Source organism: Streptomyces parvus (genome assembly GCF_032121415.1).
Classification (GTDB): Bacteria; Actinomycetota; Actinomycetes; order Streptomycetales; family Streptomycetaceae; genus Streptomyces; species Streptomyces globisporus_A.
Map to the genome: position 1 here is coordinate 1,556,532 of NZ_CP135079.1, position 26,447 is coordinate 1,582,978.

Consider the following 26,447-nt stretch of genomic DNA (forward strand, 5'->3'; position numbering starts at 1 on the left):
CTAAGCGTGCACTTACTGGACGGCCGCTGAGCGCGGTGCGAGGATCTGGCCAACTTGCCAGATCGATCACCGGTTGGAAGGAGCCTTTGCCATGCAGGGCGACCCCGAGGTCCTTGAGTTTCTCAATGAGCAGCTGACCGCCGAATTGACTGCGATCAACCAGTACTTCCTGCACGCGAAGATGCAGGACAACTTCGGGTGGACCAAGCTCGCCAAGTACACCCGGGCCGAGTCCTTCGACGAGATGAAGCACGCCGAGATCCTCACCGACCGGATCCTGTTCCTGGACGGACTGCCGAACTACCAGCGGCTGTTCCATGTCCGGGTGGGTCAGACGGTGACCGAGATGTTCCAGGCGGACCGCCAGGTCGAGGTGGAGGCGATCGACCGCCTCAAGCGCGGTATCGAGGTGATGCGCGGCAAGGGGGACATCACCTCCGCGAACATCTTCGAGTCGATCCTGGCGGACGAGGAGCACCACATCGACTATCTCGACACCCAGCTGGAGCTGGTGGAGAAGCTCGGTGAGCCGCTCTACATCGCCCAGCTGATCGAGCAGCCGGAGAGCTGACCGCCGGCCGGCATCTCAGGCGGCGTCGGAGAGGACCGGGCGGGCGACGGAGGCGGTCACGGGCTCCTGCCGCTGGTCGAGCAGCTCGCGGCGCGGGCAGTCGCCGCGTCCCAGCAGAGCCTGGATGCGGCGCACACAGCCGCCGCAGTCCGTGCCGGCCTTGCAGGCCGACGCGATCTGCCGAGGTGTACAGGCACCGGCGTCCGCATGCTTCTTGACCTGGGCCTCGGTGACGCCGAAGCAGGAGCAGACGTACATGCGGTTCACCTCCCTGCGGGTCGGTCGCTGGTGCCGCCCCGTCTTCGTCGGTGAGGCTAACCTAACCTTAGCCGTCCCGCGAGTGGCGCAAAAGCCCTGGGACGGCCTGTGGGGCACGGATCACATCGATCCGTGCCCCACAGATGTGTCCGGCGAGGACGTCTACTGGTCGCGGTACATCTCGGCGACCAGGAAGGCCAGGTCGAGCGACTGGCTGCGGTTGAGCCGGGGGTCGCAGGCCGTCTCGTAGCGCTGGTGCAGGTCGTCCACGAAGATCTCGTGGCCGCCGCCCACGCACTCGGTGACATCGTCGCCGGTGAGCTCCACGTGGATGCCGCCCGGGTGGGTGCCGAGGCCCTTGTGGACCTCGAAGAAGCCCTTGACCTCGTCCAGGACGTCGTCGAAGCGGCGCGTCTTGTGGCCGGAGGCGGCCTCGAAGGTGTTGCCGTGCATCGGGTCGGTCACCCAGGCGACGGTCGCGCCGGAGGCCGTGACCTTCTCGACCAGCTCGGGGAGCTTGTCGCGGACCTTGTCGGCGCCCATGCGGACGATGAAGGTCAGTCGGCCCGGCTCGCGCTCGGGGTCGAGGCGGTCGACGTAACCGAGCGCCTCGTCGACGGTGGTCGTCGGGCCGAGCTTGATGCCGATGGGGTTGCGGACCTTCGAGGCGAACTCGATGTGCGCGCCGTCCATCTGGCGGGTGCGCTCCCCGATCCAGACCATGTGGCCGGAGGTGTCGTACAGCTGGCCGGTGCGCGAGTCGGTGCGGGTCAGCGCCGTCTCGTAGTCCAGCAGCAGCGCCTCGTGCGAGGCGTAGAACTCGACCGCCTTGAACTCGGCCGGGTCGGTGCCGCACGCCTTCATGAAGTTGAGCGCGTTGTCGATCTCGCGGGCCAGGGCCTCGTAGCGCTGGCCCGCGGGGGACGACTTCACGAAGTCCTGGTTCCAGGCGTGGACCTGGCGCAGGTCGGCGTAACCGCCCGTCGTGAAGGCGCGCACCAGGTTCAGCGTGGAGGAGGACGCGTGGTACATCTGCTTCAGCCGCTGCGGGTCCGGGACGCGGGCCTCCTCGGTGAAGGCGAAGCCGTTCACCGAGTCGCCGCGGTAGGTCGGCAGGGTCACGCCGTCGCGGGTCTCGGTCGACTTGGAGCGCGGCTTGGAGTACTGGCCCGCGATCCGGCCGACCTTGACGACCGGCACGGAGGCGGCGTAGGTCAGGACGGCGCTCATCTGGAGCAGCGTCTTCAGCTTGGCCCGGATGTGCTCGGCGGACACGCCGTCGAAGGCCTCGGCACAGTCGCCGCCCTGCAGCAGGAACGCCTCGCCCTTGGCGACGGCTCCCAGACGGGCGCGCAGCTGGTCGCACTCGCCCGCGAAGACGAGGGGCGGATACGACGCGAGGTCCGCGAGTACATCGCGCAGGGCCTCGGAGTCGGGGTACTCGGGCTGCTGCGCCGCGGGAAGGTCTCGCCAGGTGTTGCCACCGGCGACGGAGGTATTGGCGTTCACGGTCACGTGCACAACATTACGGGGTCCCGGAGGGCGCCCCTTCGAACGCTCAATAGTTGAGACACCCGCTTCGATGCCCGGATCGTCCGCTAGGGTCGGAGCATGTCGACGCAACAGATCCAGATCTCGATCCAGAACTGGTGGTGGACCGCTCATCCGGCGGCCCGCTGATTCATCGCGCTGACACTTCGCGAAGGCCGCCCGAGGGGCGGCCTTTCTGTGTTCAGGAGCCGTTCCTCTCCCTGTGAACCCCGTGCGGATCCCCTGTGGACCCCCGTACGGGCCGTCCGGAAGGAACCCGCTCCCCATGTCCCAGACCCCGTCCCGATCCGCCTCCGCCCTCATCCGCCGGCTGCTCGCCGAGGAGGCCCCGCCGTTCGCGCTGCTGCGGCGCCGCACGCCCGGCCGTGACCACGATCACGTCGAACTGCTGATCGGCGGGGTGCGGGAGGCGGAACGGCTGGCCGATCTGCCGGTCGGCGCGTCGCCCGCGCTGGCCCTGGTGCCGTTCCGGCAGATCGCCGAGCGCGGCTTCGACGTCCGCGACGACGGCACCCCGCTGAGCGTGCTGGTCGCCGACGAGTCGTACGAGCTGGAGCTCGCGGAGGTGCTGGCGGCGCTGCCCGCGCATGACGTGACCGTGGCGGACCACGGCTTCGATGTGCCGGACGAGGAGTACGCGGACATCGTGCGGCGGGTGATCCGGGACGAGATCGGGCAGGGCGAGGGCGCGAACTTCGTGATCCGGCGGACGTTCCGGGGTGAGATCCCCGGGTTCGGGCGGGCGGACGCGCTGGCGCTGTTCCGGCGGCTGCTGGCGGGCGAGCGGGGCGCGTACTGGACGTTCGTGGTGCACACCGGGGACAGGACGCTGGTGGGAGCCAGCCCTGAAGTGCACGTGCGGATGTCGGGCGGCACGGTCGTGATGAACCCGATCAGCGGGACGTACCGCTACCCGGCGGAGGGGCCCACCGCGGAGAGTTTGCTCGCGTTCCTAGGGGACCGCAAGGAGAGCGAGGAGCTGTCCATGGTGGTGGACGAGGAGCTGAAGATGATGTGCACGGTGGGCGACATGGGCGGGGTGGTGGTCGGCCCCCGGCTCAAGGAGATGGCCCACCTCGCGCACACCGAGTACGAGCTGCGCGGGAAGTCGTCGCTGGATGTGCGGGACGTGCTGCGCGAGACGATGTTCGCGGCGACCGTGACCGGCTCCCCGGTGCAGAACGCGTGCCGGGTGATCGAGCGGTACGAGTCCGGGGGCCGCGGCTACTACGCGGGGGCGCTGGCCCTGCTGGGCCAGGACGCGAACGGGGCGCAGACGCTGGATTCCCCGATCCTGATCCGTACCGCCGACATCGCTCCCGACGGTTCGCTGGAGGTGCCGGTCGGGGCCACGCTGGTACGCCACTCGGATCCGGAGAGCGAGGTCGCCGAGACGCACGCCAAGGCGGCCGGGGTGCTGGCCGCGCTCGGGGTGCGGCCGGGCCGCCCGGCGGAGGAGGCGGACCGGCCTCGCCTTGCCTCCGACCCCCGCGTGCAGGCGGCGCTGGACGATCGGCGCGGGGGGCTCGCCCCGTTCTGGCTGCGGATGCAGGAGCGCGTCCGGCACCTGTCCGGGCACGCCCTGGTGGTGGACGGCGAGGACACGTTCACCGCGATGCTGGCCCATCTGCTGCGGGCGTCCGGGCTGGATGTCTCGGTGCGCCGCTACGACGGGCCGGGGCTGCGCGAGGTGGTCCGGGCGCACGAGGGGCCCGTGGTGCTGGGCCCCGGCCCGGGCGATCCGGGTGACCTCACCGACCCCAAGATGCGGCTGCTGCGGGAGATCGCCGCCGAGATGGTGCGGGACCACCGGCACGGGCTGCTGGGGGTCTGCCTCGGGCATGAGCTGATCGCGGCGGAGCTGGGTCTGGAGATCGTCCGCAAGGCGGTGCCGTACCAGGGGGCGCAGACCACGATCGAGCTGTTCGGGCGGCCGGAGACGGTGGGCTTCTACAACAGCTTCACCGCCCGGTGCGACGGCCCGGCCGCCGCCGAGCTGGCCGCGCACGGGATCGAGGTGAGCCGGGACGAGGGGAGCGGCGAGCTGCACGCGCTGCGTGGTCCGGGGTTCGCCTCGGTGCAGTTCCACCCGGAGTCGGTGCTGACCGTGCGGGGCTCGGCGATCGTGACGGAGCTGCTGGCGGGGCTGCCCGTGGCGGGCTGAGCAGCCGGTCTCACGCCCTCGGGACGAGGACGTTCTCGCCGGTGCGGCGGGCCAGGTAGTCGGTGACGTTCTTGACGGTCGCGTCGATGATCTGGCCCACCGCGTCCTCGGTGTAGTACGCCTGGTGCGAGGTGACGATGACGTTGGGGAAGGTCACCAGCCGGGCGAGGGTGTCGTCGTCGATGCCCTCCAGGGACTTGTCGAGGAAGAACAGCCCGGCCTCCGCCTCGTACACGTCGAGTCCGACGCCGAGGAAGCGGCCCGCGCGGACTTCGGTGACCAGGGCGGCGGTGTCGATGAGGCCGCCCCGGCTGGAGTTGACGAGGATCGCGTCGTCCTTCATCGCCTTGAGGGCGGCCTCGTCGATGATGTGCCGGGTGGCGGGCAGCAGCGGCACGTGCAGGCTGATCAGGTCGGCCTCGGCGAACAGCCGCTCCTTCTCCACGTACTCCATGCCCAGCTCGACGCAGGCCGGGTTCTCGACGACGTCCCAGCCGAGCAGCTTCATGCCGAAGCCGTGGGCGATCCGGGTGAACGCCTCACCGATCTTGCCCGTGCCGAGCACGCCCACGGTCCGGCCGCGCATGTCCCGGCCGAGCAGCCCGTCGAGGCGGAAGTCGAAGTCCCGGGTGCGGCCCGCGGCCCGGATGATGCGCCGGTTGACCGCCATGGCGAGCGTCCAGGCGAACTCGGCGACCGAATACGGCGAGTAGTACGAGACCCGGGCGACGCGCAGGGCGAGGCGCTCGGCGACGTCCAGGTCGATGTTGTTGAAGCCGGTGGAGCGCTGGGCGATCATCTGCGTCCCGCCCGCGGCGAGCGTCTGGAGCACCGGGGCGCTCAGGTCGGCGTTGACACTCGTGGAGATGATCTCGTAGCCGGCCGCGATGGGTGCGGTGTCCCGGTTGAGGAAGACGTCCAGGCAGCGGACCTCGTGCAGCCCTTCGAATGCCCTCTCGATGAGGGGCTTCTCGTCGGACTGCACTCCGAAGGCCAGGATTTCCACGGGTTCTCCCGAGCTGTGTCTGGGGACGGAACAGGGCAGGGCCGGTCAGCGCGAATATACGGCCACGGCCCCGCCCGCGCCGGGTCAGACGTCGTCGAGGCCGCGCTCGATGGCGTACCGCACGAGCTCCACCCGATTGTGCAGCTGGAGCTTGCCGAGGGTGTTCTGCACATGGTTCTGGACCGTGCGGTGGGAGATCACCAGCCGTTCGGCGATCTGTTTGTACGAGAGTCCCTTGGCGACCAGCCGCAGCACCTCGGTCTCCCGGTCGGTGAGCTGCGGGGCCTTGGGCTCGTCGGACGCCACGGGTGCGGGGTCGGAGGCGAGCCGGCGGTACTCGCCGAGGACCAGGCCCGCCAGGCCCGGGGTGAAGACCGGGTCCCCGGCCGCGGTGGAGCGGACGGCGTCGGTCAGCTCCTGGGTGGAGGCGGACTTCAGCAGATAGCCGGTGGCCCCGGACTTCACCGCCTCCAGGACGTCGGCGTGCTCGCCGCTCGCGGAGAGGACCAGGACCCGCAGGCCGGGGTGGGAGCCGACGAGCTCCTTGCAGACCTGGACGCCGGGCATGCCGGGGAGGTTCAGATCGAGGACCAGGACGTCCGGGTTCACCGCCTTGGCCCGCCGCACCGCCTGCGCGCCGTCCCCGGCGGTCGCGACGACGTCGAAGCCGGACTCGGTCAGGTCGCGGGCGACCGCGTCGCGCCACATGGGGTGGTCGTCGACGACCATGACCCTGATGGGCCGGTCCGCCGCCCCCTGCTCGTCCTGTGGTGTGTTCTGCGTGCTCATCGGGCCGTTCCTGCCTTCCCCCGGGAAACCTTCGGTGCTTTGGGAACCTTCAACTCGACCTCACAGCCCTGACCGGGCACCGAGATCAGCTCTGCCGTGCCGCCCAGATCGCGCAGCCGGCCGCGGATGGAGAGCGCCACCCCCAACCGCCCCTCCCCCTCCGCCTGGGCGAGCCGTCCCTCGGGGATGCCGGGGCCGTCGTCCCGGACGGTGACGATCACCTCGTCCGGCTCGTCCTCGACCAGGATCCACGCCTGGGCGTCCGGGCCCGCGTGCACCCGGACGTTGTCCAGGGCGGCGCTGACGGCGGCGGCCAGCTCCCGGGCGGCGGCGGCGGGGAGCAGCACCGGGGCGCCCGGCTCGGCGAAGCTCGTACGGGATCCGGCGTGCGGGGCGAGCAGGGCGCGCAGGTCGCAGGGCGTCCCGTCGGCGGGGCCCTCCTCGTCGACCTCGACCGTGCGGACCACGGCGCCATCGGCGGCGTCCTCGGAGACCCGGGTGGGGGGTACCAGGCCGCTGGAGACCAGGGTGCGCAGGGCGACCTCCTGCTCCCCGGCCATCCGGCCCAGGTCGGCCGCCTCGCCGCCGATGGCGGTGCCGCGGCGCTGGACCATGGCGAGGACCTGGAGCACGCTGTCGTGGATGTCGCGGGCGAGCCGTTCGCGTTCGCGGGTCGCGGCCTCGATCTCCAGGGCGCGGGCGAGGGTGCGCTCACTGGCGCGGGCGACCTCGACCACGTATCCGATGGCGATGGAGGCGACCCAGACCAGCAGGACGTTGTGGTACGTGTCCCGGCTGGGCTCGCCGCGCTGGATGATGTTGGCGGCGGCGACGAACGTGGAGGCGAAGGCCGCCCACCGCCAGCCGCCCTTGACGGCGAAGGCGAGGACCGCGCCGGCCGTCCAGATAGACGGCAGCGTCGGCCCGTCGAAGGACTGGGAGTCGACGTCGGCGAGCGGGGTGAGCAGGATGCCGGTCAGCGCGACGACGAGGTCGGCGCCGAGGAAGCGTTTGGTGCAGTTCGCCGCCGAGCGGACCTTGGGCAGGGTGGCGAGCGTCCAGACGCAGAGGAACGCCAGATAGGCGACGGCGACCCAGGGCCGCTCGAACCTCTCCCGGCCCACGTTGTCCTTGCCGAAGATCGCGAGCAGCACCGCGTAGATCATCGTCAGGACGCGGTAGCCCGTCAGCGCACGCCACAGCGGCAGCTCGACCGACATCCGTACGACCCGCTCACGCTCGGCCATGGCCACACCCCCCCGAAGAGTCGACGACGCGGCTACGCGCCGGACCGTTCCGTTCCGTTCTCGTTGCCCGCGGCGGCCTGCTTCCGCTCCCGCTTGGCCTCCTCGGCCTTGGCCTTCGCCTCGTCGGCGATCTGGCGCTTGGCGGCGGTGGCGTAGATGTCCACGTACTCCTGGCCGGAGAGCTTCATGATCTCGTACATGACCTCGTCGGTCACCGAGCGCAGGATGAAGCGGTCGCCGTCCATGCCCTGGTAGCGGCTGAAGTCCAGCGGTTTGCCGATCCTGATGCCGGGGCGCATGAGCTTGGGCATCACCTGGCCGGGCGGCTGGATCTTCTCGGTGTCGATCATGGCCACCGGGATGACGGGGGCGCCGGTGGCCAGCGCCACCCGGGCGAGGCCGCCGGGCTTGCCGCGGTAGAGGCGGCCGTCGGGCGAGCGGGTGCCTTCGGGGTAGATGCCGAAGAGGCCGCCGCTCTCGACGACCTGGATGCCCGCCCTGATCGCCGCCTCACCGGCGCCGCGGGCTCCGGAGCGGTCTACGGGGAGCTGGCCGACGCCCTTGAAGAAGGCGGCGGTGAGCTTGCCCTTCACGCCGGGCGAGGTGAAGTACTCGGCCTTGGCGATGAACGTGACCTTGCGGTCCAGCACGGCCGGGAGGAAGAACGAGTCGGAGAACGAGAGATGGTTGCTGGCGAGGATCGCGGGCCCGCGCTCGGGGATGTTCTCCAGGCCCTCCACCCACGGCCGGAAGGCGAGCTTCAGGGACCCGCCGATGGAGAACTTCATGGCGCCGTAGATCAACTCTGGTTCCTCCTGTGTGCTGTCGCTAGAGATTAGCCTGTGCCGTCGTCGCGGCCTCTGCCCGGCAGGGGACCCGCCTCCCGGCCGGGCCGTGCGGGGCGCTTCGTGGGGGCGTGAAGGACCTGGTCGGTGTCGGTCCGGTCGCGTACGGTGAAGTCATCCGTCAAGCACTCCCCCAGGTGCGCCCTCCCCCGCCCCGTCCCACGAACAGGAGACCCTGGTGCCTGTCCTCCCTGGAGCCGAGCCGTTCCGCCACGAGGGCGGAGAGGTCGGCGTCCTCCTCTGCCATGGCTTCACCGGATCCCCGCAGTCGCTGCGCCCCTGGGCCGACTATCTCGCCGAGCGCGGACTGACGGTCTCGCTGCCGCTGCTGCCGGGCCACGGCACCCGCTGGGAGGACATGGCGGCCACCGGCTGGCAGGACTGGTACGCCGAGGTGGACCGGGAGCTGCGGGTCCTCGCGGAGAGGTGCGAGCAGGTCTTCGTCTTCGGGCTCTCCATGGGCGGCGCGCTGTCCCTGCGGCTCGCGGCCAAGCACGGGGACACGATCAGCGGTCTGGTGCTGGTCAACCCGGCCAACAAGGTGCACGGCCTCTCGGCCTACGCGCTGCCGGTCGCCCGTCATCTGGTGCGGACGACGAAGGGCGTGGCCGACGACATCGCGCTGCCGGGCTCGCACGAGGTGGGGTACACCAAGGTGCCGCTGCACGCCGCGCACTCGCTGCGGAGGTTCTTCCGCCTGGTCGACGGGGAGCTGCCCCAGGTGACCCAGCCGGTGGTGCTCCTGCACAGCCCGCAGGACCATGTCGTACCGCCCGCCGACAGCGCGCGGATCCTCAGCCGGATCTCCTCCACGGATGTTGCGGAGATCCTGCTGGAACAGAGCTACCACGTGGCGACGTTGGACCATGATGCGGAGCGGATCTTCGATGAGAGCTACCGGTTCATCGGCCGTCTCGCACCGAGCGTCGGGATGAAGGGGAGCACGTCCGGTGGCTGAGCACGACGCGGAACGCACAGGCAGCGACGAGGAGCGCGAACCGCGCCCCACGGAGCCCGCGGCCGTCCCGGAGGGGACGAAGCCGGCCGGGGCGGAGGGGGCGGAGCCGGAGCGGGCGATCGACGAGGACGCGGCATGGGCCGCGATCGTCGCGGGGTACGGGGAGGAGCCGCCGGACCCGCCGGGCGCCAAGCCGTTCAAGTCCATCGAGGACCTGGCCCTGCTGGAGGACGATCAGCGCAATGTGACGGGGTCCGGCGACGCCTCGGCCGGTGAACCGGCGGACAAGGGGTCCGACAAGACGCCCCCGAAGCCGCCGGAGAAGAAGGCGCTGGGCAGCTCGGTGGTCTTCGCGCCCGGCGTCACGGGCCCCCGTGACTACGAACTACCCGAGTCCAAGGACGACGGCATCGACGAACCGGACGACGGGGACGAGGGCCACTTCGTGCCCCCGGAGCCACCGCCGCTGCCGGAGGCCGACGTCACGGCGAAGTTCGCCTGGCTCGCGGTGATCGGCGGGCCGGTGCTGATGCTGGTCGCGGTGGTGTTCCAGTGGGAGATGACGTGGTGGCTCACCACGCTCTGCATCGGCGGCTTCCTCGGCGGCTTCGCCACGCTGGTGGCCCGGATGCCCCACGACGACGATGACGACACCTACGGCGACCCGGGACGCGGCGCGGTCGTGTAGGTCACCTCGCGGCAGGCACTCTGAGGGCGGCCAGGACCGGCAGATGGTCCGTGGCCGCCCTCAGGTCGCCCTCGCCCACCCCGGGCAGCCCGCTCGGCACCCCGCAGCCGAGCACCTCGATGCCCGGGGTCGCGAAGACCGCGTCGATGCGCTTACGGGGTTCACCGGGCGGGAACGTCAGCTCGCCGCCCCACGGGGCGACGGCCCGGCAGTCCTGGAGCGGCCCGGCCAGATACCGGAACGCCTTCCCCGTCGGTACGTCGTTGAGGTCGCCGCCCGCCACCGCGTGCTCCACGCCCATCGAGGCCAGCCGCTCCAGCAGCAGGCCCGCCTGGGCGAGGCGTTCGTCGCGCTGGAGGCTCAGATGGCAGCTCAGCACCCCGAGCCGGGCCCCGGCGATCCGCACGACGGCGGTGGCGAAGCCCCGGCGGTGCAGGCCGGGGGTGCGGGGCAGGAGGACGTCCTCGGTGCGCTCGACCCTCGCCCGCAGCGAGCACAGGAGCAGGGGCCCGGCGGCGGTGGCCCCGCCGCTCAGCACCACCAGGTCGCTGCTCCTGGCCAGCCGGGCCGCGGCCTTGCGCCAGCGGAAGAAGCGCGGGGCCTCCTGGACGAGGACCAGATCGGGCGCGCAGGCGCGGATGACGCGGGCCAGGGCCGCGGTGTCGTCGTGCAGGGAACGGACGTTGTAGCTCAGCACTCTGATGACGGCTGAACCGTCCGGCTCGGTACGGGAGTCGGGCAGGGGCGTCAGGACCATGCGGGCCACGATACGGCGGACGCCCGCCGCTGCCCCGGAGGGCGGCGGCGGGCGTCCGATGCGTCGTGGGGCCGTGCGGCGCGGGTGGCCCCGGAGCCCCCTAGCCCTGGCGGGCCAGGTCGGCCGCGCCCACGAGCCCTGCCTTGCCGCCGAGTTGGGCGGCCAGCACCTGGGCGTGCGGACGCCACTCGCCGCCGATCAGCCAGCGCCGGAACGACTTGCGGATCGGGTCGAGGACGAGCTCGCCCTCGTCCGATACGCCGCCGCCGACGATGAACGCGGACGGGTCGAACAGCGAGGCGAGGTCGGCCAGCCCGGCGCCGGCCCAGCGGGCCAGCTCGCGGAACGAGTCGATGGCCACCGGGTCGCCCTGGCGGGCGGCCTCGCTGATGTGCTTGCCCTCGATGCCGTCCACCGAGCCGTCGCCGAGGCCGAGCAGGACGGCGGCGTTCTCGGGGGTGGCGTTGGCGCGCTGCTTGGCGTACCGGACGAGCGCGCGGCCGGAGGCGTACTGCTCCCAGCAGCCCTGGCTGCCGCAGCCGCAGAGCAGACCGTCCGGGACGACCCGGATGTGGCCGAACTCGGCGGCCACGCCGAAGCGTCCGCGGCGCAGCTTGTTCCCGATGATGATGCCGCCGCCGAGGCCGGTGCCGAGCGTGATGCAGATGACGTCGTCATGGCCCTGGCCGGCCCCGAAGCGGTATTCGCCCCAGGCCGCGGCGTTGGCGTCGTTCTCGACGACGACGGGCAGGCCGACGCGCTGCTCGACCTTGTCCTTGAGCGGCTCGTGACGCCAGTTGATGTTCGGTGCGAAGAGGACGGTGGCGCGCTTGTCGTCGACGTAACCGGCGGCGCCGATGCCGACGGCCTCCACGTCGTGGCCCTCGCTCGCCCCGGCGACCGCCGCGCAGATCGCGTCGACGATGCCTTCGGCCGTCGGCGGGGTCGCCACCTTGAACGTCGAGAGGATCCGGCCCTCTTCGTCGACCACTCCAGCCGCGATCTTCGTGCCGCCGATATCGACGCCGATGGTGAGTCCCATGAATCCCTCAGTTTCGGTCGAGCCCCGCTAGGGGCAACCGTACCCGAGGCCGCGCCCGGTACCGGCCGGAGCCGGTCAGTCCAGGTCGATGCGTTCGGTGCCGGAAGGGCCGTCGTCCCGGGGGTCGGACGGGTCGTCGGCGGCCTCCTTCGAGGGGCCCGCGGTGCCCGATGCGCCCTCGGCGGTGCGGGTCCAGCGGCTCTCCTGGCCCTCCACCGCGGAGCGGTAGGCGGCCAGCAGTTCGTTGCCCGCGGCGGCGAGGTGGTCGAAGACCTGGGGGTTGCGTTCGATGACGGGTTCCACGGCGGACTTCGCCTGCCGGATGGCCTGCTGGACCGCGCCCTGGGCGGCGACGCCGAACAGCGGGGTCTGGAGCGAGGAGACCTTGTCGGCGACGGCGTCGACCAGCTTGCGCAGTTCCTCGGCGGCGGATCCGGGCTGCGGGCCGTACTGCGCGCGGCGGCGGGCCTTCTCGGCCGCGAGGTCCTCGGCGCAGGCGTCGGCCCACGCGTCGCCGTCGACGGGACGATCGGTGGCTTCACTCATGGCGGACTCCTGCGACGCGGGCGGCCGACGGTCGGCCTGCCGTTCACGTACTACCGACGTTACCCGAATGGCCGCAGGGCGTTCAGGAGGTACGCGGCCACAGGGCCGGGTCCGGGGTGAACCGCACCCGCAGCACCCCGTCGGCCAGGGCCGCGCCGGAGACGGTGCAGCGGCGCAGCGCGGAGGCGATCCGCACGATCCGGTGGAAGGGGCCGACGGTCAGGAGCAGTTCGTCGCCCCGGCGGACCAGGCGCAGGTCCTCCTTGGCGGCCCCGGGCAGCGGCAGGCACCAGGTGAAAGTGGCGGCCTCCTCGGCGTCCTGCTCCTCCTCGGTCCACCAGGGGTCGCCGGCCCGGCCGGGCGTCCGGTCGCCGGGTGCGGGGATCTCCAGCGCGGCCAGGTCGTCCACGCCCTCGGGGTCCCGGCCCAGGTGGGCGGCCTCGTGCACGGGGAGGTCCGGGGCGACGTCCTGGTGCCAGTGGTCCAGGCACTTCTCCTGCTGGGCGGCGAGCGCGGCGAACCAGGGGTCCGAGGAGTGGCGGGGCAGCACACGGGAGGCGACCAGCAGATCGGCGGTCAGCCCGTGCAGGGAGAGGCCGGTCCGGGCGGTGCGCAGGGCGTCCTCGGCGGCCGGGCCCGGCTCGGCGACCAGCCGGAGCGTGGTGGCCCCGTCCTCGATGAGGGCCTGGACGGCGGCCAGCTCCTCGTCCTTGCGGGCGGCGGCCTCGTACAGCCACTGTGCGGGCATCGGGACCCCGGCCAGCTGGGCGAGGACGGGGCGCAGGGCGCGGGCGGCCTGGCGTTCGGCGGGGAGCAGCCGGCGCAGGTAGCGGCGCAGCTGTTCGGGGAGGGCGAGCAGGGCCAGGGCCTCGGTGAGCGGCGGGAGGTCGACGACGAGGGTCTCGTAGCCGGACAGGTCGCCCTCGGCGGCGCGGCGCAGCGTGTGCAGCAGGGCGAGCTGCGGGGAGCCGGGGAGTTCGGTGAGCTCCTCGCCGTCGAGCCGGCCCGCGCCGAGCAGGTCGAGGACGCCGGAGGCACGGTTCTGCAGCTCGGTGAGTTCGGCGCGGAAGTGCTCGCCGGAGTCGATGCGGACGTGGTCGAGGCGGTCGGTGACCGGGGTGGGTCCGGTGCCGGCCGGGAAGCCCGGTATGGCCTCGGCGGAGAGCAGCAGGGTACGGCTGCCGCGGTCGGCGGCGGCCAGTGCGGTGGCCGCCGCGACGGTGGTACGGCCCGCGCCGCCGGGGCCGGTGACCAGGACCGTACGCACGTCGCTCAGGCCCCGGGGGCGGACTCGACGCGCTTCTTCAGACCGGCGAGGGCGCGGTCGATGATGACCTTCTCGGCCTTGCGCTTGATCATGCCGAGCAGCGGGATCTTGACGTCGACGGCGAGCCGGTAGGTGACCTCGGTGCGCTCGCCGCCGGCGACCGGGGTGAGGGCGTAGGTGCCGTCCAGGGAACGCAGCATCTGGGACTTGACGAGGCTCCAGCTGACCTCGTTCTCACCGGTCCACGTGTAGGCGAGGACGTGGTCGTCCTTGATCGCTCCGGCGTCCAGGACGAGGCGGACCTGCTCGGCGCGGCCCTGGCCGTCGGTGGAGAGGATCTCGGCCTCCTTGACCTCGCCGGTCCACTCCGGGTAGCGGGCGAAGTCGGCGATCACGCCCATGACGTCGGCCGGCGCCGCCTCGATCGTGATGCTCGAGCTGGTGTGTTCAGCCATCGCCGTGGCCCTCCAGTGCGGTGATACCGGTCGCTGTCGGCAGGAGCCTGCCGCTGTGCAGGCTATCGCGTGCCCGGGGCGCTCCGGTCCACGCCCCGGCCGCCGGCGCTCACCAGGTCAGCGCCCAGGGCGTTCCGGTCGACGCGAAGTGGCCGACGTTGACGCACTCGGTGGTACCGATGCGCATCCGGCGGACCAACGGCTGGTGAACATGGCCGAAAAGCGCGTATCGGGGGCGGGTGGCGCGGATCGCCTCCAGCAGGGCGGTGCTGCCGCGTTCGAAGCGGCGGGCGACGGTGTCGTAGGTCAGCTCGGGGACCTCGGGCGGGATGTGCGAGCAGAGGACGTCGACCGGGCCGAGCGCCTCGACCTTGGCGGCGTACTCCTCGTCGCTGATCTCGTACGGGGTGTTCATCGGGGTCTTGAGCCCGCCGCCGACGAAGCCGAAGACCCGGCCGCCGATCTCGACGCGTTCGCCGTCGAGCACGGTGGTGCCGGGGCGGGCGTACTCGGGCCAGAGGTCGGGGACGTCGACGTTGCCGTAGGTGGCGTACGTCGGAGTGGGGAAGGCCGCGAAGAGTTCGGCGTACTGCTTGCGTACGGCGGCGAGGATCTCGGTGTTGCGGTCGCGGCCGGCCCACAGTTCGCGGCCGAAGGCGCGGGCCTCGTCGTAGCGGCGGGCGGTGCGCAGGGCGACGATGCGGTCGGCGTTCTCCTTGCCGAACAGGTCGGGGAAGATGCCGCGCGAGTGGTCGGCGTAATCGAGGAAGAGCACCAGGTCACCGAGGCAGATCAGCGCGTCGGCGCCGTCCCCCGCACGGGCCAGGGCCTCGGTGTTGCCGTGCACGTCGCTGACCACGTGAATCCGGGTCGGCCTGGCGGCCGGGTCCCGGCTGTCCGGTTCGCTGCCTCGCATGCGATCACCCTAGAGCGCCCCTCCGGTCCCGGGTAGACCGTCCGGACCTGCGGTTACTTCCACGTCGGGACGGCAGTGGACTACTGTGCGCGAAAGGGCCATTTATATGTGTGATGCATAAGACATCTGGCCGGAACCCCCTATCCGGAACCGAGTACCGGTGGGTAACGTCCGGGCAGTCCAGTCGTGCTCACCCCACTGAGCACCCGCCCATCTTGGACCGCAGCCGGTGCGTCACACAGAGCCGTGGCACCGGAGCCCGATGAGGAGCAGCAGTCTTGCGCGAGTTCAGCCTTCCGGCCCTGTACGAGGTCCCGACGGACGGCAACCTGACGGATCTCATCCGCCGCAATGCCGCTCAGCATCCCGAAGTCGCGGTGATGAGCCGCAAGGTGGCCGGCGTCTGGACGGACGTCGGCGCCACCCAGTTCCTGGCCGAGGTGAGAGCCGCCGCCAAAGGGCTGATCGCCTCGGGCGTGCAGCCCGGCGACCGGGTCGCCCTGATGTCGCGCACCCGTTTCGAGTGGGTGCTGCTGGACTTCGCGATCTGGAGCGCTGGCGCGGTGACCGTGCCGGTGTACGAGACCAGCTCCGCCGAGCAGGTGCAGTGGATCCTCGGTGACTCCGGGGCGGTGGCGGTGCTCGTGGAGAGCGAAGCGCACGCCGCGGCCGTGGCCTCCGTACGGGACTCCCTGCCGGAGCTGGCGCATGTCTGGCGGATCGACGCGGGCGCGGTGGAGGCGCTCGGCAAGGCGGGTGCCGAGGTCTCCGAGGAGACCATGGACCTGCGGATGGTCAGCGCCAAGGCGGACGACCCGGCGACGATCGTCTACACCTCGGGCACCACGGGCCGCCCCAAGGGCTGTGTGCTCACCCACCGCAGCTTCTTCGCGGAGTGCGGCAACGTGGTGGAGCGGCTGAAGCCGCTGTTCCGTACGGGCGAGTGCTCGGTGCTGCTGTTCCTGCCCGCCGCGCACGTCTTCGGCCGGCTGGTCGAGGTGGCCTCGGTGATGGCCCCGATCAAGCTCGGCTGCGTCCCGGACATCAAGAACCTCACCGACGAGCTGGCCTCGTTCCGGCCGACGCTGATCCTGGGCGTGCCCCGGGTCTTCGAGAAGGTCTACAACGCGGCCCGCGCCAAGGCGCAGGCGGACGGCAAGGGCAAGATCTTCGACCGGGCCGCCGACACGGCGATCGCCTACAGCCGGGCGCTGAGCACTCCGCAGGGCCCGGCGCTGGGTCTGAGGCTCAAGCACAAGCTCTTCGACAAGCTGGTCTTCGGCAAGCTCCGCGCGGTCCTCGGCGGCCGGGGCGAGTACGCGATCTCCGGCGGCGCGCCGCTGGGCGAGCGGCTCGGCCACTTCTACCGGGGCATCGGCTTCACGGTCCTGGAGGGCTACGGCCTGACCGAATCGTGCGCGGCCACCGCGTTCAACCCGTGGGACCGGCCGAAGATCGGCACGGTCGGCCAGCCGCTGCCCGGCTCGGTCGTGCGGATCGCGGACGACGGGGAGGTGCTGCTGCACGGCGAGCACCTGTTCACCGGTTACTGGAACAACGAGGCGGCCTCCGCCGATGCGCTGGCCGACGGGTGGTTCCACACCGGGGACATCGGCACGCTCGACGAGGACGGCTACCTCGCGATCACCGGTCGCAAGAAGGAGATCATCGTGACGGCGGGCGGCAAGAACGTCGCTCCGGCCGTCATCGAGGACCGGATCCGCGCGCACGCGCTGGTCGCCGAGTGCATGGTGGTCGGCGACGGCCGCCCGTTCGTCGGCGCGCTGGTCACCCTCGACGAGGAGTTCCTGAGCCGTTGGGCCGAGGAGAACGGCAAGCCGGCCGGCTCGACGGCCCTGTCGCTGCGCGAGGACGCGGAGCTCCTGGCCGAGGTGCAGCGGGCGGTGGACGACGGCAACGCGGCGGTCTCCAAGGCGGAGTCGGTGCGCAAGTTCCGTATTCTCCCGTCCCAGTTCACCGAGGAGGCGGGCCACATCACCCCGTCGCTGAAGCTCAAGCGGAACGTGGTGGCGAAGGACTTCGCGGACGAGGTGGAGTCGATCTACCGCGCCTGAGGGTTACGCCGGAGGGGCCCGCGCTTTTCGAAAGCGCGGGCCCCTCCGGCGTACGCACGGTCACAGCAGGGTCTTGAGCTTCTCCGCGAGCAGGTCCCAGCGCCACTTCTCCTCGACCCAGGCCCGGCCGCGCTCCCCCATCCGCTGCCGCAGTTCCGGGTCGCCGAGCAGCGTGACGATCCGGTCCGCCGACTCCTCGGCACTGCCGCCGCGCACCACCCAGCCCGTCTCGCCGTCCAGCACCGCGTCCGGGGCGCCGCCGGAGTCACCGGCCACCACGGGCAGCCCGGTCGCGGACGCCTCCAGGTAGACGATCCCGAGGCCCTCCACGTCGAGCCCGCCGCGCCGGGTCCGGCAGGGCATCGCGAAGACGTCCCCCGCTCCGTAGTGCGCGGGCAGTTCCGCCCAGGGCACCGGTCCGGTGAAGCGCACCGAGTCCCGCACCCCGGTCTGCTCCGCGAGCCGCTTCAGGTCCTGGGCGTACGGCCCGCCTCCGACGATCAGCAGCACCGCGTCCGGGATCCGCGCGAGGATCGCGGGCATGGCCAGGATCAGGGTGTCCTGGCCCTTGCGCGGCACCAGGCGCGAGACGCAGACGACCACCGGGCGGTCCACGAGCCCGAGGCGGGCCCGGACGCGGTCGCCGCCGGAAGCCGGGTGGAAGGTCTTCTCGTCGACGCCGGGCGGCAGTTGGACCATGCGGCCGGCCGCGTCGGGGGTGAGCGCGGCGGCGATCCGGGAGCGGGTGTACTCACCGAGGTAGGTGATCGTGTCCGTGGCATCCCCGATCCGGCGCAGCAGTTGCCGGGAGGCGGGCAGTTGCGCCCAGCCCGCCTCGTGGCCGTGGGTGGTGGCCACCAGGCGCCCGGCGCCCGCGCGGCGCAGCGCCGGGGCCATCAGGCCGAGCGGGGCGGCTGCTCCGAACCAGACGGAGGTGCAGCCGTGTTCGCGCAGCAGTTCGGTGGCCCGGCGGGTGACGCGCGGGGTCGGCAGCAGCATCGTCGTCCGGTCGCGGACCACGGGGAAGGGCTGCTCGGCGTCGAAGGCGGCGGTGGCCGCCGCACCCTCCTCGCCGCGCTTCCAGGTGGAGGCGTAGACGACGACCCTCTCGGGATCCAGGCGCAGCGCCATGTTGTGCAGGAACGCCTGGATGCCACCGGGGCGGGGCGGGAAGTCGTTGGTCACGATCAAGGTCTTGTCCATCGCCGCCGACAGTACCGAACGGCCGCGCTTCACCGCTGACGCGCTCTCCCGACGGCATCATGAGCCGCCGGGGGGCCGGCCGGACACGAGCGACGACGAGGCGGCGATGACGACGGGACGAACACCCACCGGCACCGGACCGTGGCCGTACGCGGTGTGGGCGCTGACCCGCCTCTGGCTGCTGGCCTGCGTGTTCAAGGTGTCCACCGTGGCCGGCCCGGACGTCACGGTGGACGTCTCGGTTATCTACCGGGGCTGGTACGAGGTCCTGCTGACCGGCACGTACCCCCGGGACGACGTCACCTGGCAGTACCCGCCCGGGGCGGCCCTGGCGGTCCTCTCCCCCGCCCTGCTGCCGTTCTGGGAGTACGCGACGGCGTTCTTCGTGCTGGTGCTGGTCTGCGACGCGCTGGTGCTGGGGCTGCTGCTGTACGCGGGAAGAGGGCCGGGCATACGGGCGGCGGGCGCCTGGGTGTGGGTCGTGGGGGTGCCGCTGCTGGGCCCGACGGTCTACGCCCGCTACGACCTGATGGTGACGGCGGTCGCGGTGGCGGCGCTGCTGGCAGGCGTGCGCAGGCCCCGGGCGCTGGGGGCGCTGGCCGCGTTCGGGGCGCTGCTGAAGGGGTGGCCGGCGCTGCTGCTGGTGGGGGTGCGCAAGGGGCGCCCGACCCGGGTCGCCTGGACCTCGGCGGCACTGAGCGCGGCGGGTCTGGCGGCGGCGTTCGCGCTGTGGATGCCCGGGGCGTTCGCGTTCCTGGCCTTCCAGCGGGACCGTGGCACCGAGGTCGAGTCGCTGGGGGCGCTGGTCTTCCATGTGGCCCGGCAGTTCGGCTGGGAGGGGCGGGTGGAGCTGCGCTACGGCTCGCTGGAGTTCGTCGGGCCGCACGTGGAGCTGGTGTCGACGCTGGCGCTGGGGCTCGCGGTCCTGGCGCTGGGCTGGCTGCTGCTGTGGCGGCTGCGGGCGCGCCTCTTCGCCGTGCGCACTCCGGCCGAGGCGGCGTTCACGGCGGTGCTGCTGTTCACGGTGACCAGCCGGGTGATCAGCCCGCAGTACGTGGTGTGGCTGGTCGGGCTGGCCGCGGTGTGCCTGGTGTTCAGGGGGGCGGCGATGGCCCTGCCCGCGGTCCTGGTGCTGGTGGCCGCGGGGGTGACGCTGCTGGAGTTCCCGATCGGCTTCGGCCATGTGGTGGCGAGCGACGCGCGCGGTGTGACGCTCCTGGTCGTACGGAACGGGCTGCTGGTGGCGGCCTCGCTGATCGCGGCGCGGCGGCTGTGGCGGTCGACGGTTCCGGGGAGGCCGCGTGCGGAGGCCGTCCCCAGCGCGGTGGAGGGTCAGCCGAGCCGGGTGGCGAGGTAGTCGCGCCAGTCGGCGGTGAACTGCCCGGGGGTGGTGTCGAGCACCGCCTGCAGGGCCTTGTCCACCGCCCCCTTTCGCCCGTCGTGCGCACCGACGGCCTCGTAGAAGGCGATGAGCTTCTCCTTGCCCCATCGCTCGGCGATCAGCTCGCAGGCCAGCCAGCCGCCCTCGTACGCTCCCGCGAGCTTCGCCGGGTCGCCGTCGAAGCCGAAGTCCGGGTCGGCGGGGAGTGCGGCGGGGGTCCGGCCGCTGCGGACGGCCTCGGCCAGTTCGGGGGCGATGGTGTCGGCGGCGCGGTCCTCGCCCCGGTAGGCGGTCCAGTCGGCGAAGCCCTCGGAGAGCCAGACGGGGGTGGCGGTGGAGGTGCTGGTCCGGGTGGCGACATGGGTCGTCTCATGGGTCAGGACGATCCGCTGCCCGAAGCTGCCGAGGGTGGCGTACGCCTGCGGGTTGACGATCACCCGGTCGGCGATGGCGGGGCGTTCGCCGGTGCCGCCGACCTCGCCGGTGGTGACGGCGGCGATGCCCCGGTAGCTGGCCTCCGGCGAGCCGAGCAGTCCCGCCATGGACTCGACGGAGTCCGGGACGAGGACGACCACCCGGCGGTTCCAGGGGCGCGGCCAGGCGTCCGAGACGGCCGGTACGGCGAGGTCCACGGTGTCGGCGATCTGCCGCAGCTCCTCCTCGCCCCGTCCGACGCCCAGGACGATGCTGTGGGCGCCCTGGACGACCTCCACGTCCCCCTGCTGCCACAGCTGCCCCGAGGCGCCCTTGGCGGGCCGGTCCTCGGTGATGTACCAGCGGTCGCCGTCGCGCATCAGCTCCAGGACGCGGCGGGTGGCGACGGGGGCGGTGTCGTAACCGTCGATCCGGTAGCGCAGCTCCACCTCGGCGGTGGCCCACTGCCCGTCCTGCTCGGTGATGTCCTTGACGTCGTACGTCCACGACTTCAGCGGCACGTCGGCGAGCCGGTCCAGCTCGGTGCGCTGGGCGGCCCGCAGCTTCGCGGCGTCCGGGGCGAGGCCGTCGAGGTAGCCCGCCGCGTCGTGGGCGAGGACGGCCGCCGCGCGGCGCTCCAGGGTGGCGTCGAGGGCCCCGGTGGTGAGGAAGGTGTCCGGGGCGGCGGAGGCCGTGCAGGCGGACGCGGTCAGGAGTGCGGCGAGCAGCAGGCCCGCCGCACGCCGCCGTCCCCGGGGGCCTCCCCCACGCGCGTCACGTCCTCGTACGGCCACCCTGCCGATCGTACGGTCAGATCCGGGTGACCGAGGAGACGGGCATCATGCCGACCGGATCGTAGCGGACCGCGGCGCCCGGGTAGGGGGCGTGGACGACCTGGCCGTTGCCGACGTACATGCCGATGTGGCTGGCGTCCGCCCGGTAGGCGACCAGGTCGCCGGGCTGGGCCTGGGAGAGGGGCACCATGCGGCCCGCGTAGCGCTGGGCCTGGGAGGTGCGGGGAAGGCTCACCCCGGCCTGGGCGTAGGCCCACTGCATCAGGCCGGAACAGTCGAATCCGGAGGGTCCGTCGGCGCCCCAGACGTAGGGTCTCCCGAGCGCCTGGTGGACGGCGGCCACGGCGGACATCGCGCGGGCCGAGCCGGGGGCGACGCCGGAGAGGTCGGGCAGTCCTTCGCGGCCGGAGCGGGAGGCCCGGTCGAAGGAGGCGCGTTCCTCGGGCGGCAGCGAGTCGAGCAGTCGGCGGGCCTCGCGGAGCTTGGACTCGACGGCGCGTTTGTGGCGGGTGACGGCGGCCCGGTTGCGCTCCAGGTCGGTCAGGGCGCGAGTGGTCTCGGCGCGGGTCTGGGCGAGCCCCCGCTGCGCGTGCCGCAGCTTGTCCAGGGTCATCGCCTGGCGGGCTCCGGCCCGGTCGAGCGCCGCGGCCTGCTCCAGGTAGGTGTCCGGGTCGGCGGAGAGCAGCAGGGCGACCGAGGGGTCGATGGAGCCGGTGCGGTACTGGGCGCCCGCCATCGCGCCGAGCGCGTTGCGCATCTCGTTGACGCGTTGCTGGCCCCGGGCCGTGGCGTCCTGGGCGCGGTCCGCCTCGCCGCGCAGCCGCTTCACGCGCTCCCCGGCGGCGTTGAACCGCTCGGTGGCCTGCTCGGCCTCCTCGTAGAGGCGGTCGACGGCGGCCTTGGCGCTCTGTCGGGTCTCCTTCGGGTCGGCGCTCGCCGGGGCCCCGGTCAGGGTGGCGGCCGCGGTGGCTGCCGCCGCCGAGACGACCGTGACCCGGACGCCTCTGGTGAAGCCGGACTGTGTGCAACGGCGATGGGACACCACTGGTAGCCGCACTCCCTTCCGCTGACGCGGTGGTGCGCAGCCCCTGCCGCCCGGGTGGGCGGACGGAGTCCGGGAGCTGCGCAGCAGCCAGACAGTAATCGGATGACTACGCACCGGCCAAAGACCCCTCCGCGGTCGGAACGGGGGCCGGAAAGCCGCCGCCCCGCCGGTGACCTTGGTCTCCGGCGGGGCGGGGGCGTCAGCGTGGTGCGCGGCGATTCCCTCGTTCGGGCGTGCCGTCGCGCGCTGTCGCGTCAGCGTCAGCGTCAGATGCGGACGCCGAACTGGAAGGTGCCCATGTAGTCCATCGACTCGTAGCGGACGACGGTGCCCGGCTTCGGGGCGTGCAGGATCTGGTTGTTGCCGGCGTAGAAGCCGACGTGCGCCAGGTTGTTGAAGAAGACCAGGTCGCCCGGCCTCAGCTGGCTGCGGCCGATCTTCGTGCCGTCGTTGTGCTGGGTGAACGTGGTCCGGCTGATGTGGACGTTCGCCTGGGCGAAGGCCCACTGGGTCAGGCCGGAGCAGTCGTAGGAGTTGGGGCCCGTGCCGCCGGAGACGTACGGCTTGCCGATCTGCGTGGCGGCGGCGGCCAGGGCGGCCGCGCCGCGGTTGGACGCGGGGGCCTCGTTGCCGAGTTCGACCCGGTCGCTGGCGGCGCGGCTGGCGCGCTGCTCGTCCTGCTGCATCTTGGCCCGCTCGGCCTGCGTCAGCGTGTTGAGGAGCTGCTGGGCGTCGGCCAGCTTGCCCTGGTACTTCTTCTTGTTCTCGCCGAGCGCCTTGCGGACGTCGGCGAGGTCGCCGAGCTTGTCCTGGGCTTCCTTGCGCTGCTGGGCGAGGGTGCGCTGCTTGGACTGGATCTTCTGCAGCGCTTCCGTCTGCTTGACCGTCAGCTGGTCGAGCGCGGAGGCCTGGTCGAGGAAGCTGTCCGGGTCCGAGGCGAGGAAGAGGGCGACGGACGGGTCGATGCCGCCGGAGCGGTACTGCGCGGTGGCGATCGAACCCAGCTCGGTGCGGAGCGTGTTGAGCTCGGCCTGACCGCGGGCGACCTTGTCCTGGAGCGCGTCGACTTCCTTCTTCAGGTTGTCCTGCTGCTCCTTGGCCCCGTTGTACTTCTCGGTGGCGGCCTCGGCCTCGTGGTAGAGCTTGTCGACCTTCGCCTTGACTTCGCTCTTGCTCGGCTTGGGGTCGGCGTGGGCGGCCTGGGAGGTCAGGGCCACGGCCGCGGCGGCGGTCGCGGTGAGCACGGTCACGCGGGTGCGGCTCGGCTGCTTGGGACGACGGTGGGACGCCACGAAGGCGAGCTCCTTCTTCCTCAGAGCCGCCTACCGGGCTTGTGGGGGACAGGATCCCCGGCTCCGTGCACATGACGGACTCGGCGGTTCCTTCGCCGCCACCCCCAATGGGTGATCAACCGTGCGAAGGTTCGAGGCCTGACCTTAGTGACCATCTTGTGATCAGTTCAAATCCTCACAGGATTTTTCTCGTCACACCAGGAACTTCTTTACTCTCACTCCACCGCGTGTAGCGGCGACTTGACGGTACGTTCCCAGAAATCCGGCATGTCACACATGCCACCCAAACCCCTTTAGACACGCGAAAGGCGCTTGAGGAGCAAGACGGATGCGACCGGCCGCGCCCCGGCCTTCGCCACGCCGTCCGCCACCTCGCGGTCGGTGGACACGACCACCACGGGCCGTCCCGGCGGCTCCGCGCGGGCGAGTTGGCGGATCACCTCGTCCGCCGTGACGCCGGGCTTGCTGAACAGCACCCGTACGCCGCGCGGCGGGGCGAGCAGCACCGGGGCGGCCAGTTCGGCCCCGTCGAAGACACAGGTCATCTCGGCGCCGGTCTGCGCCGCGAGCACGGAGAGCCCGCCCAGCAGCCGCAACCGCTGCTTCTCCAGCGGCATCTGGGGATAGCCGGTCTTGGTGACGTTGTAGCCGTCCACGATGAGGTGCGCCTGCGGCAGCGCCAGCAGCTGGTCCAGCAGCGCCGGATCGGTCTCCGAAAGAGCGCGCGCGGCAATGTCCTTGGGCGACATGCGGCCCGGCTCCAGCGCGTCCACGGTGTCGGCGGGATGGGTGGTCGCCGGAGGGAGCGCCAGCTCCCGCCGCAGCCCCGCGGCCGCGTCCAGCACGGTGTCCAGGAGCAACCGCAGCCTCATGTCCTCCACCGAGCGGCCTTCGCGGGCGGCGCGGCGGCTCGCCTCCAGGGCCGCCTCGGCCTCCGCCAGCCGCCCCTTGAGCCGGCGCGACTCACTCTCCACGGCGGAGAGCTGGGCGGCCGACTCGGCCCGTACGGCGTCGGTCTCGGCGGCGCTGCGGCGCAGGGCGGCCTCGCCGCGCTTCACCTCGCTGAGCGCGCTGCGCAGCTTGCGGTGCAGCGACTCGGCCTCCTTGCGGGCCGCCTCCAGCTCGGTGCGCAGCCGCTCGGTCTCGGTGCGGGTGTGGGCGCGGGCCCGCTCCAGCTCCTCGCGCAGCTGGTCCAGTTCCCGCCGCGTCTCCTCGTCCGCCCGTTCCGCGTCGGCGCGCTGGACCTCCTCGCCGGCCGATTCGACCAGCTTGACCCAGCCGGCCGGGCGCAGCACATAGGCGGCCGCGGCCACATCGAGGGGATCGGCGGCGGCGGGCGGCGCGCCCGCCTCCAGCGCACCCGTCAGCTCGGGCTGGGACTGGCCGAGCCGCTCACCGATCCGCCGCCGGAAGACGGCGTCGCCCTCCAGCGCGGCGGCCATCGCGTTCCCCGCGAACTTCGCCCGCCGGGTCGGGGTGAACCGGGCGTACTGCCGTAGCTGGGCGGGCAGTTCGGCGACGGTCAGAGCACCGAAGGCGTCCGAGACCAGCGCGATCACCCGCCGTCGCACGCCCTCGGGCAGCGGACGGCCGAGCGCCTCTGCGCCGCCGTCGGCCTCCTCGGCCGGTCCGGCGCCGCTGGTCGGCTGATCCACCGTCCGTCACCCCATAGATATGTCGAAGGGTGCGCTCCCTCAGGAAGCGGCACCCGGCCTGTCCACCAGTTCGATCTGGTCCACCGCGTTGCACCAACGGCAGCGGACCGACTCGATGGTCTCACTGACGACCTCCCGCTCCTCGACACTCGACTCACCGGCCAGGTCGAGGTGCACGTACTCCACGACCTTGGAGGAGCGGGTCACGTCGAAGCGCGTGAGGTTGCCGCACAGGGTGCAGCGCCAGCGGGTCGAGTCCGTCGGCAGGGGAACCGTCGCCATCGTTTGCGTCCTCTTTCGTCGTTTCCAGGAGCCCGCGCCGGGCGCGCCGCCGCGACTCCACCTGTCTACGTCAAGGATCTCGCGGTGCGCCGTCGAACTGCGGAAGTCCTGGCGTAACCCTACGGCCTCGCGTATAGGCATCGGCACGGCGAGGCGCTCCGTCCCGTTCTCGACCGGTACGCCATGCTCTGTACATGATCGAGTGGCGGCAGGCCGGATGGCGGACCACGGCCGGCAGGATCCGGGACGCGGCGGTGTCGAGCGGCGCCCCGGTCACGTACGGGCTGATCGGCGTGTGCGGGGTCATCTTCCTGATCAGCCCGCTCTCCGGTTTCGGCGGCGCCGCCCACCGGAGCGAGGAGGCGCTGCTCTCCGCGCAGGCCGCGTACTTCGAGCGGTGGGGGGTGATCCCCGCCGAGCTGTGGGAGGGCTCCGCGCACGCCCTGACCACCCCGTTCACGGCGCTGTTCGTGCACGGCAGCTGGCTGCACCTGCTGGGCAACCTGCTGTTCCTGTACGTGTTCGGCGCGATGGCCGAGGAGCGCATGGGGCGGACGCGGTTCGCGCTGTTCTACATGGGCTGCGGCTATGTGGCGCTGGTCTGCTACGCGGCGGCGCACGCGGACTCCGAGCAGACGCTGGTCGGGGCGTCGGGGGCGATCTCCGCGGTGCTCGGCGCGTTCCTGTACCTCTTCCCCAAGGCCCGGGTGACCAGCCTGTTCCCGTTCCTCTTCTTCCTGCCACTGCGCTTTCCCGCCTGGATCGTGCTGATCTTCTGGTTCGGGCTCCAGTGGGCGGCGGCGCAGAGCGCGGACGCCGGGCCGGGGGTGGCGTATCTGGCGCATGTCGCCGGGTTCGCCGCCGGGTTCCTCTACGCCTGGGTGCGGTATGGGCGGAGGGCTAGAGTGAAGGTTCCAGCCACGGCCACCGAGGGAGACAGTCAGCCGTGATCACCGCGATCGTGCTCATCAAGACCAGTGTGGACCGGATTCCGGAGATCGCCGAGGCCATCGCCGCGCTGGACAGCGTCAGCGAGGTCTTCTCCGTCACCGGCACCTACGACCTGATCGCCATGGTCCGGGTCGCCCGGCACGACGACCTCGCCGATGTCATCCCCGGCCGGATCAGCAAGATTCCGGGCGTCGAGGGCACGGACACCCATGTGGCGTTCCGTACGTACTCCCAGCACGACCTGGAAGCGGCGTTCGCCATCGGCCTCGACGCGTAACTCCGGTACACCTCGGCC

General features: G+C 72.0%; 27 protein-coding genes. 9 read left to right on the top strand and 18 right to left on the bottom strand.

Annotated elements, in window-relative coordinates; all coding sequences use genetic code 11:
* Positions 1-91 precede the first annotated feature (91 nt).
* Positions 92-571, top strand: coding sequence for a bacterioferritin (gene bfr / locus RNL97_RS08130; protein WP_030583510.1), 480 nt, complete (start codon positions 92-94; stop codon positions 569-571).
* Between the two features lie 15 nt (positions 572-586).
* On the opposite strand, the gene RNL97_RS08135 is transcribed toward bfr, so the two are convergent.
* Both RNL97_RS08135 and RNL97_RS08140 read right to left on the bottom strand, forming a co-directional pair.
* Complete coding sequence (locus RNL97_RS08135) at positions 587-829, bottom strand: (2Fe-2S)-binding protein (protein WP_030583513.1); 243 nt, start codon at positions 827-829, stop codon at positions 587-589.
* A gap of 162 nt (positions 830-991) precedes the next feature.
* Positions 992-2,338, bottom strand: a complete 1,347-nt coding sequence (locus RNL97_RS08140; RefSeq protein WP_030583516.1) for a class II 3-deoxy-7-phosphoheptulonate synthase — start codon at positions 2,336-2,338, stop codon at positions 992-994.
* Between the two features lie 102 nt (positions 2,339-2,440).
* On the opposite strand from RNL97_RS08140, the gene RNL97_RS33070 reads away from it, so the two are divergent.
* Together RNL97_RS33070 and RNL97_RS08145 are read left to right on the top strand one after the other, a co-directional pair.
* Positions 2,441-2,509 (top strand): trp operon leader peptide, encoded by a 69-nt coding sequence (locus tag RNL97_RS33070; protein WP_106429850.1) that lies wholly within the window; start codon positions 2,441-2,443, stop codon positions 2,507-2,509.
* Between the two features lie 136 nt (positions 2,510-2,645).
* Positions 2,646-4,544, top strand: a complete 1,899-nt coding sequence (locus RNL97_RS08145; protein WP_313750525.1) for an anthranilate synthase family protein — start codon at positions 2,646-2,648, stop codon at positions 4,542-4,544.
* Between the two features lie 10 nt (positions 4,545-4,554).
* Here RNL97_RS08145 and RNL97_RS08150 read toward each other — a convergent pair whose 3' ends face one another.
* The 4 genes from RNL97_RS08150 to RNL97_RS08165 all read right to left on the bottom strand — a co-directional run bounded on the left by RNL97_RS08150 (position 4,555) and on the right by RNL97_RS08165 (position 8,389).
* Entirely contained in the window at positions 4,555-5,550 is a 996-nt protein-coding gene (locus RNL97_RS08150; RefSeq protein WP_030583522.1) for a 2-hydroxyacid dehydrogenase, read from the bottom strand.
* Between the two features lie 84 nt (positions 5,551-5,634).
* Complete coding sequence (locus RNL97_RS08155) at positions 5,635-6,339, bottom strand: response regulator (RefSeq protein WP_030583523.1); 705 nt, start codon at positions 6,337-6,339, stop codon at positions 5,635-5,637.
* Positions 6,336-7,586, bottom strand: coding sequence for a MacS family sensor histidine kinase (gene macS, locus RNL97_RS08160; protein ID WP_030583526.1), 1,251 nt, complete (start codon positions 7,584-7,586; stop codon positions 6,336-6,338). Before macS ends, RNL97_RS08155 begins: the two co-directional genes overlap by 4 nt.
* 32 nt (positions 7,587-7,618) lie before the next feature.
* A complete protein-coding gene (locus tag RNL97_RS08165) occupies positions 7,619-8,389 on the bottom strand; it encodes a lysophospholipid acyltransferase family protein (RefSeq protein ID WP_030583529.1) in 771 nt (256 codons plus the stop codon).
* Between the two features lie 220 nt (positions 8,390-8,609).
* On the opposite strand from RNL97_RS08165, the gene RNL97_RS08170 reads away from it, so the two are divergent.
* Complete coding sequence (locus RNL97_RS08170) at positions 8,610-9,389, top strand: alpha/beta hydrolase (protein WP_030583531.1); 780 nt, start codon at positions 8,610-8,612, stop codon at positions 9,387-9,389.
* Positions 9,382-10,077, top strand: coding sequence for a hypothetical protein (locus tag RNL97_RS08175; RefSeq protein ID WP_243313817.1), 696 nt, complete (start codon positions 9,382-9,384; stop codon positions 10,075-10,077). The genes RNL97_RS08170 and RNL97_RS08175 overlap by 8 nt, the downstream gene beginning before the upstream one ends.
* 1 nt (position 10,078) lies before the next feature.
* Here RNL97_RS08175 and RNL97_RS08180 read toward each other — a convergent pair whose 3' ends face one another.
* The 6 genes from RNL97_RS08180 to RNL97_RS08205 form a co-directional block, all read right to left on the bottom strand.
* Positions 10,079-10,834 (bottom strand): endonuclease/exonuclease/phosphatase family protein, encoded by a 756-nt coding sequence (locus RNL97_RS08180; RefSeq protein WP_391737044.1) that lies wholly within the window; start codon positions 10,832-10,834, stop codon positions 10,079-10,081.
* Between the two features lie 100 nt (positions 10,835-10,934).
* Positions 10,935-11,876, bottom strand: a complete 942-nt coding sequence (locus RNL97_RS08185; RefSeq protein ID WP_030086593.1) for an ROK family glucokinase — start codon at positions 11,874-11,876, stop codon at positions 10,935-10,937.
* Positions 11,877-11,951: 75 nt separating this feature from the next.
* Positions 11,952-12,422, bottom strand: coding sequence for a DUF5304 domain-containing protein (locus RNL97_RS08190; protein WP_030583540.1), 471 nt, complete (start codon positions 12,420-12,422; stop codon positions 11,952-11,954).
* A gap of 82 nt (positions 12,423-12,504) precedes the next feature.
* Positions 12,505-13,689 (bottom strand): ArsA family ATPase, encoded by a 1,185-nt coding sequence (locus tag RNL97_RS08195; protein WP_313750526.1) that lies wholly within the window; start codon positions 13,687-13,689, stop codon positions 12,505-12,507.
* 5 nt (positions 13,690-13,694) lie between these two features.
* Positions 13,695-14,144 carry an SRPBCC family protein gene (locus RNL97_RS08200; protein WP_030583546.1) on the bottom strand — a complete coding sequence of 150 codons (450 nt, stop codon included), beginning with the start codon at positions 14,142-14,144 and terminating at the stop codon, positions 13,695-13,697.
* Between the two features lie 109 nt (positions 14,145-14,253).
* Positions 14,254-15,060, bottom strand: a complete 807-nt coding sequence (locus tag RNL97_RS08205) for a metallophosphoesterase family protein (RefSeq protein WP_030583549.1) — start codon at positions 15,058-15,060, stop codon at positions 14,254-14,256.
* Positions 15,061-15,338: 278 nt separating this feature from the next.
* On the opposite strand from RNL97_RS08205, the gene RNL97_RS08210 reads away from it, so the two are divergent.
* A complete protein-coding gene (locus tag RNL97_RS08210) occupies positions 15,339-17,135 on the top strand; it encodes an AMP-dependent synthetase/ligase (protein ID WP_030583552.1) in 1,797 nt (598 codons plus the stop codon).
* A 60-nt stretch (positions 17,136-17,195) separates the two neighbouring features.
* On the opposite strand, the gene RNL97_RS08215 is transcribed toward RNL97_RS08210, so the two are convergent.
* Positions 17,196-18,338 (bottom strand): glycosyltransferase family 4 protein, encoded by a 1,143-nt coding sequence (locus RNL97_RS08215; RefSeq protein ID WP_030583555.1) that lies wholly within the window; start codon positions 18,336-18,338, stop codon positions 17,196-17,198.
* A gap of 106 nt (positions 18,339-18,444) precedes the next feature.
* On the opposite strand from RNL97_RS08215, the gene RNL97_RS08220 reads away from it, so the two are divergent.
* Positions 18,445-19,695 carry a glycosyltransferase 87 family protein gene (locus RNL97_RS08220; protein WP_313751612.1) on the top strand — a complete coding sequence of 417 codons (1,251 nt, stop codon included), beginning with the start codon at positions 18,445-18,447 and terminating at the stop codon, positions 19,693-19,695.
* On the opposite strand, the gene RNL97_RS08225 is transcribed toward RNL97_RS08220, so the two are convergent.
* The 5 genes from RNL97_RS08225 to RNL97_RS08245 form a co-directional block, all read right to left on the bottom strand.
* A complete protein-coding gene (locus RNL97_RS08225) occupies positions 19,671-20,927 on the bottom strand; it encodes a hypothetical protein (protein ID WP_030583560.1) in 1,257 nt (418 codons plus the stop codon). The genes RNL97_RS08220 and RNL97_RS08225 overlap by 25 nt on opposite strands.
* A 16-nt stretch (positions 20,928-20,943) precedes the next feature.
* Positions 20,944-21,972, bottom strand: a complete 1,029-nt coding sequence (locus tag RNL97_RS08230) for a C40 family peptidase (protein ID WP_313750527.1) — start codon at positions 21,970-21,972, stop codon at positions 20,944-20,946.
* A 266-nt stretch (positions 21,973-22,238) separates the two neighbouring features.
* Positions 22,239-23,264 (bottom strand): C40 family peptidase, encoded by a 1,026-nt coding sequence (locus tag RNL97_RS08235; protein WP_030583565.1) that lies wholly within the window; start codon positions 23,262-23,264, stop codon positions 22,239-22,241.
* A gap of 293 nt (positions 23,265-23,557) precedes the next feature.
* Positions 23,558-24,919, bottom strand: coding sequence for an NYN domain-containing protein (locus tag RNL97_RS08240; protein ID WP_030583567.1), 1,362 nt, complete (start codon positions 24,917-24,919; stop codon positions 23,558-23,560).
* A 39-nt stretch (positions 24,920-24,958) separates the two neighbouring features.
* Positions 24,959-25,201, bottom strand: coding sequence for a hypothetical protein (locus RNL97_RS08245; RefSeq protein ID WP_030583570.1), 243 nt, complete (start codon positions 25,199-25,201; stop codon positions 24,959-24,961).
* 194 nt (positions 25,202-25,395) lie between these two features.
* Here RNL97_RS08245 and RNL97_RS08250 point away from each other — a divergent pair, with 194 nt between their 5' ends.
* Positions 25,396-26,151, top strand: coding sequence for a rhomboid family intramembrane serine protease (locus tag RNL97_RS08250; RefSeq protein WP_030583573.1), 756 nt, complete (start codon positions 25,396-25,398; stop codon positions 26,149-26,151).
* Positions 26,148-26,429, top strand: a complete 282-nt coding sequence (locus RNL97_RS08255) for an Lrp/AsnC family transcriptional regulator (protein ID WP_003969641.1) — start codon at positions 26,148-26,150, stop codon at positions 26,427-26,429. Before RNL97_RS08250 ends, RNL97_RS08255 begins: the two co-directional genes overlap by 4 nt.
* The last annotated feature ends 18 nt before the right edge of the window (positions 26,430-26,447 follow it).

Bases quoted from the DNA above. Each gene is read 5' to 3' on its own strand.
- bfr (WP_030583510.1), top strand. From the start codon at position 92: ATGCAGGGCGACCCCGAGGTCCTTGAGTTTCTCAATGAGCAGCTGACC.
- RNL97_RS08135 (WP_030583513.1), bottom strand. From the start codon at position 829: ATGTACGTCTGCTCCTGCTTCGGCGTCACCGAGGCCCAGGTCAAGAAG.
- RNL97_RS08145 (WP_313750525.1), top strand. From the start codon at position 2,646: ATGTCCCAGACCCCGTCCCGATCCGCCTCCGCCCTCATCCGCCGGCTG.
- RNL97_RS08155 (WP_030583523.1), bottom strand. From the start codon at position 6,339: ATGAGCACGCAGAACACACCACAGGACGAGCAGGGGGCGGCGGACCGG.
- macS (WP_030583526.1), bottom strand. From the start codon at position 7,586: ATGGCCGAGCGTGAGCGGGTCGTACGGATGTCGGTCGAGCTGCCGCTG.
- RNL97_RS08180 (WP_391737044.1), bottom strand. From the start codon at position 10,834: ATGGTCCTGACGCCCCTGCCCGACTCCCGTACCGAGCCGGACGGTTCA.
- RNL97_RS08185 (WP_030086593.1), bottom strand. From the start codon at position 11,876: ATGGGACTCACCATCGGCGTCGATATCGGCGGCACGAAGATCGCGGCT.
- RNL97_RS08190 (WP_030583540.1), bottom strand. From the start codon at position 12,422: ATGAGTGAAGCCACCGATCGTCCCGTCGACGGCGACGCGTGGGCCGAC.
- RNL97_RS08200 (WP_030583546.1), bottom strand. From the start codon at position 14,144: ATGGCTGAACACACCAGCTCGAGCATCACGATCGAGGCGGCGCCGGCC.
- RNL97_RS08205 (WP_030583549.1), bottom strand. From the start codon at position 15,060: ATGCGAGGCAGCGAACCGGACAGCCGGGACCCGGCCGCCAGGCCGACC.
- RNL97_RS08215 (WP_030583555.1), bottom strand. From the start codon at position 18,338: ATGGACAAGACCTTGATCGTGACCAACGACTTCCCGCCCCGCCCCGGT.
- RNL97_RS08220 (WP_313751612.1), top strand. From the start codon at position 18,445: ATGACGACGGGACGAACACCCACCGGCACCGGACCGTGGCCGTACGCG.
- RNL97_RS08245 (WP_030583570.1), bottom strand. From the start codon at position 25,201: ATGGCGACGGTTCCCCTGCCGACGGACTCGACCCGCTGGCGCTGCACC.
- RNL97_RS08250 (WP_030583573.1), top strand. From the start codon at position 25,396: ATGATCGAGTGGCGGCAGGCCGGATGGCGGACCACGGCCGGCAGGATC.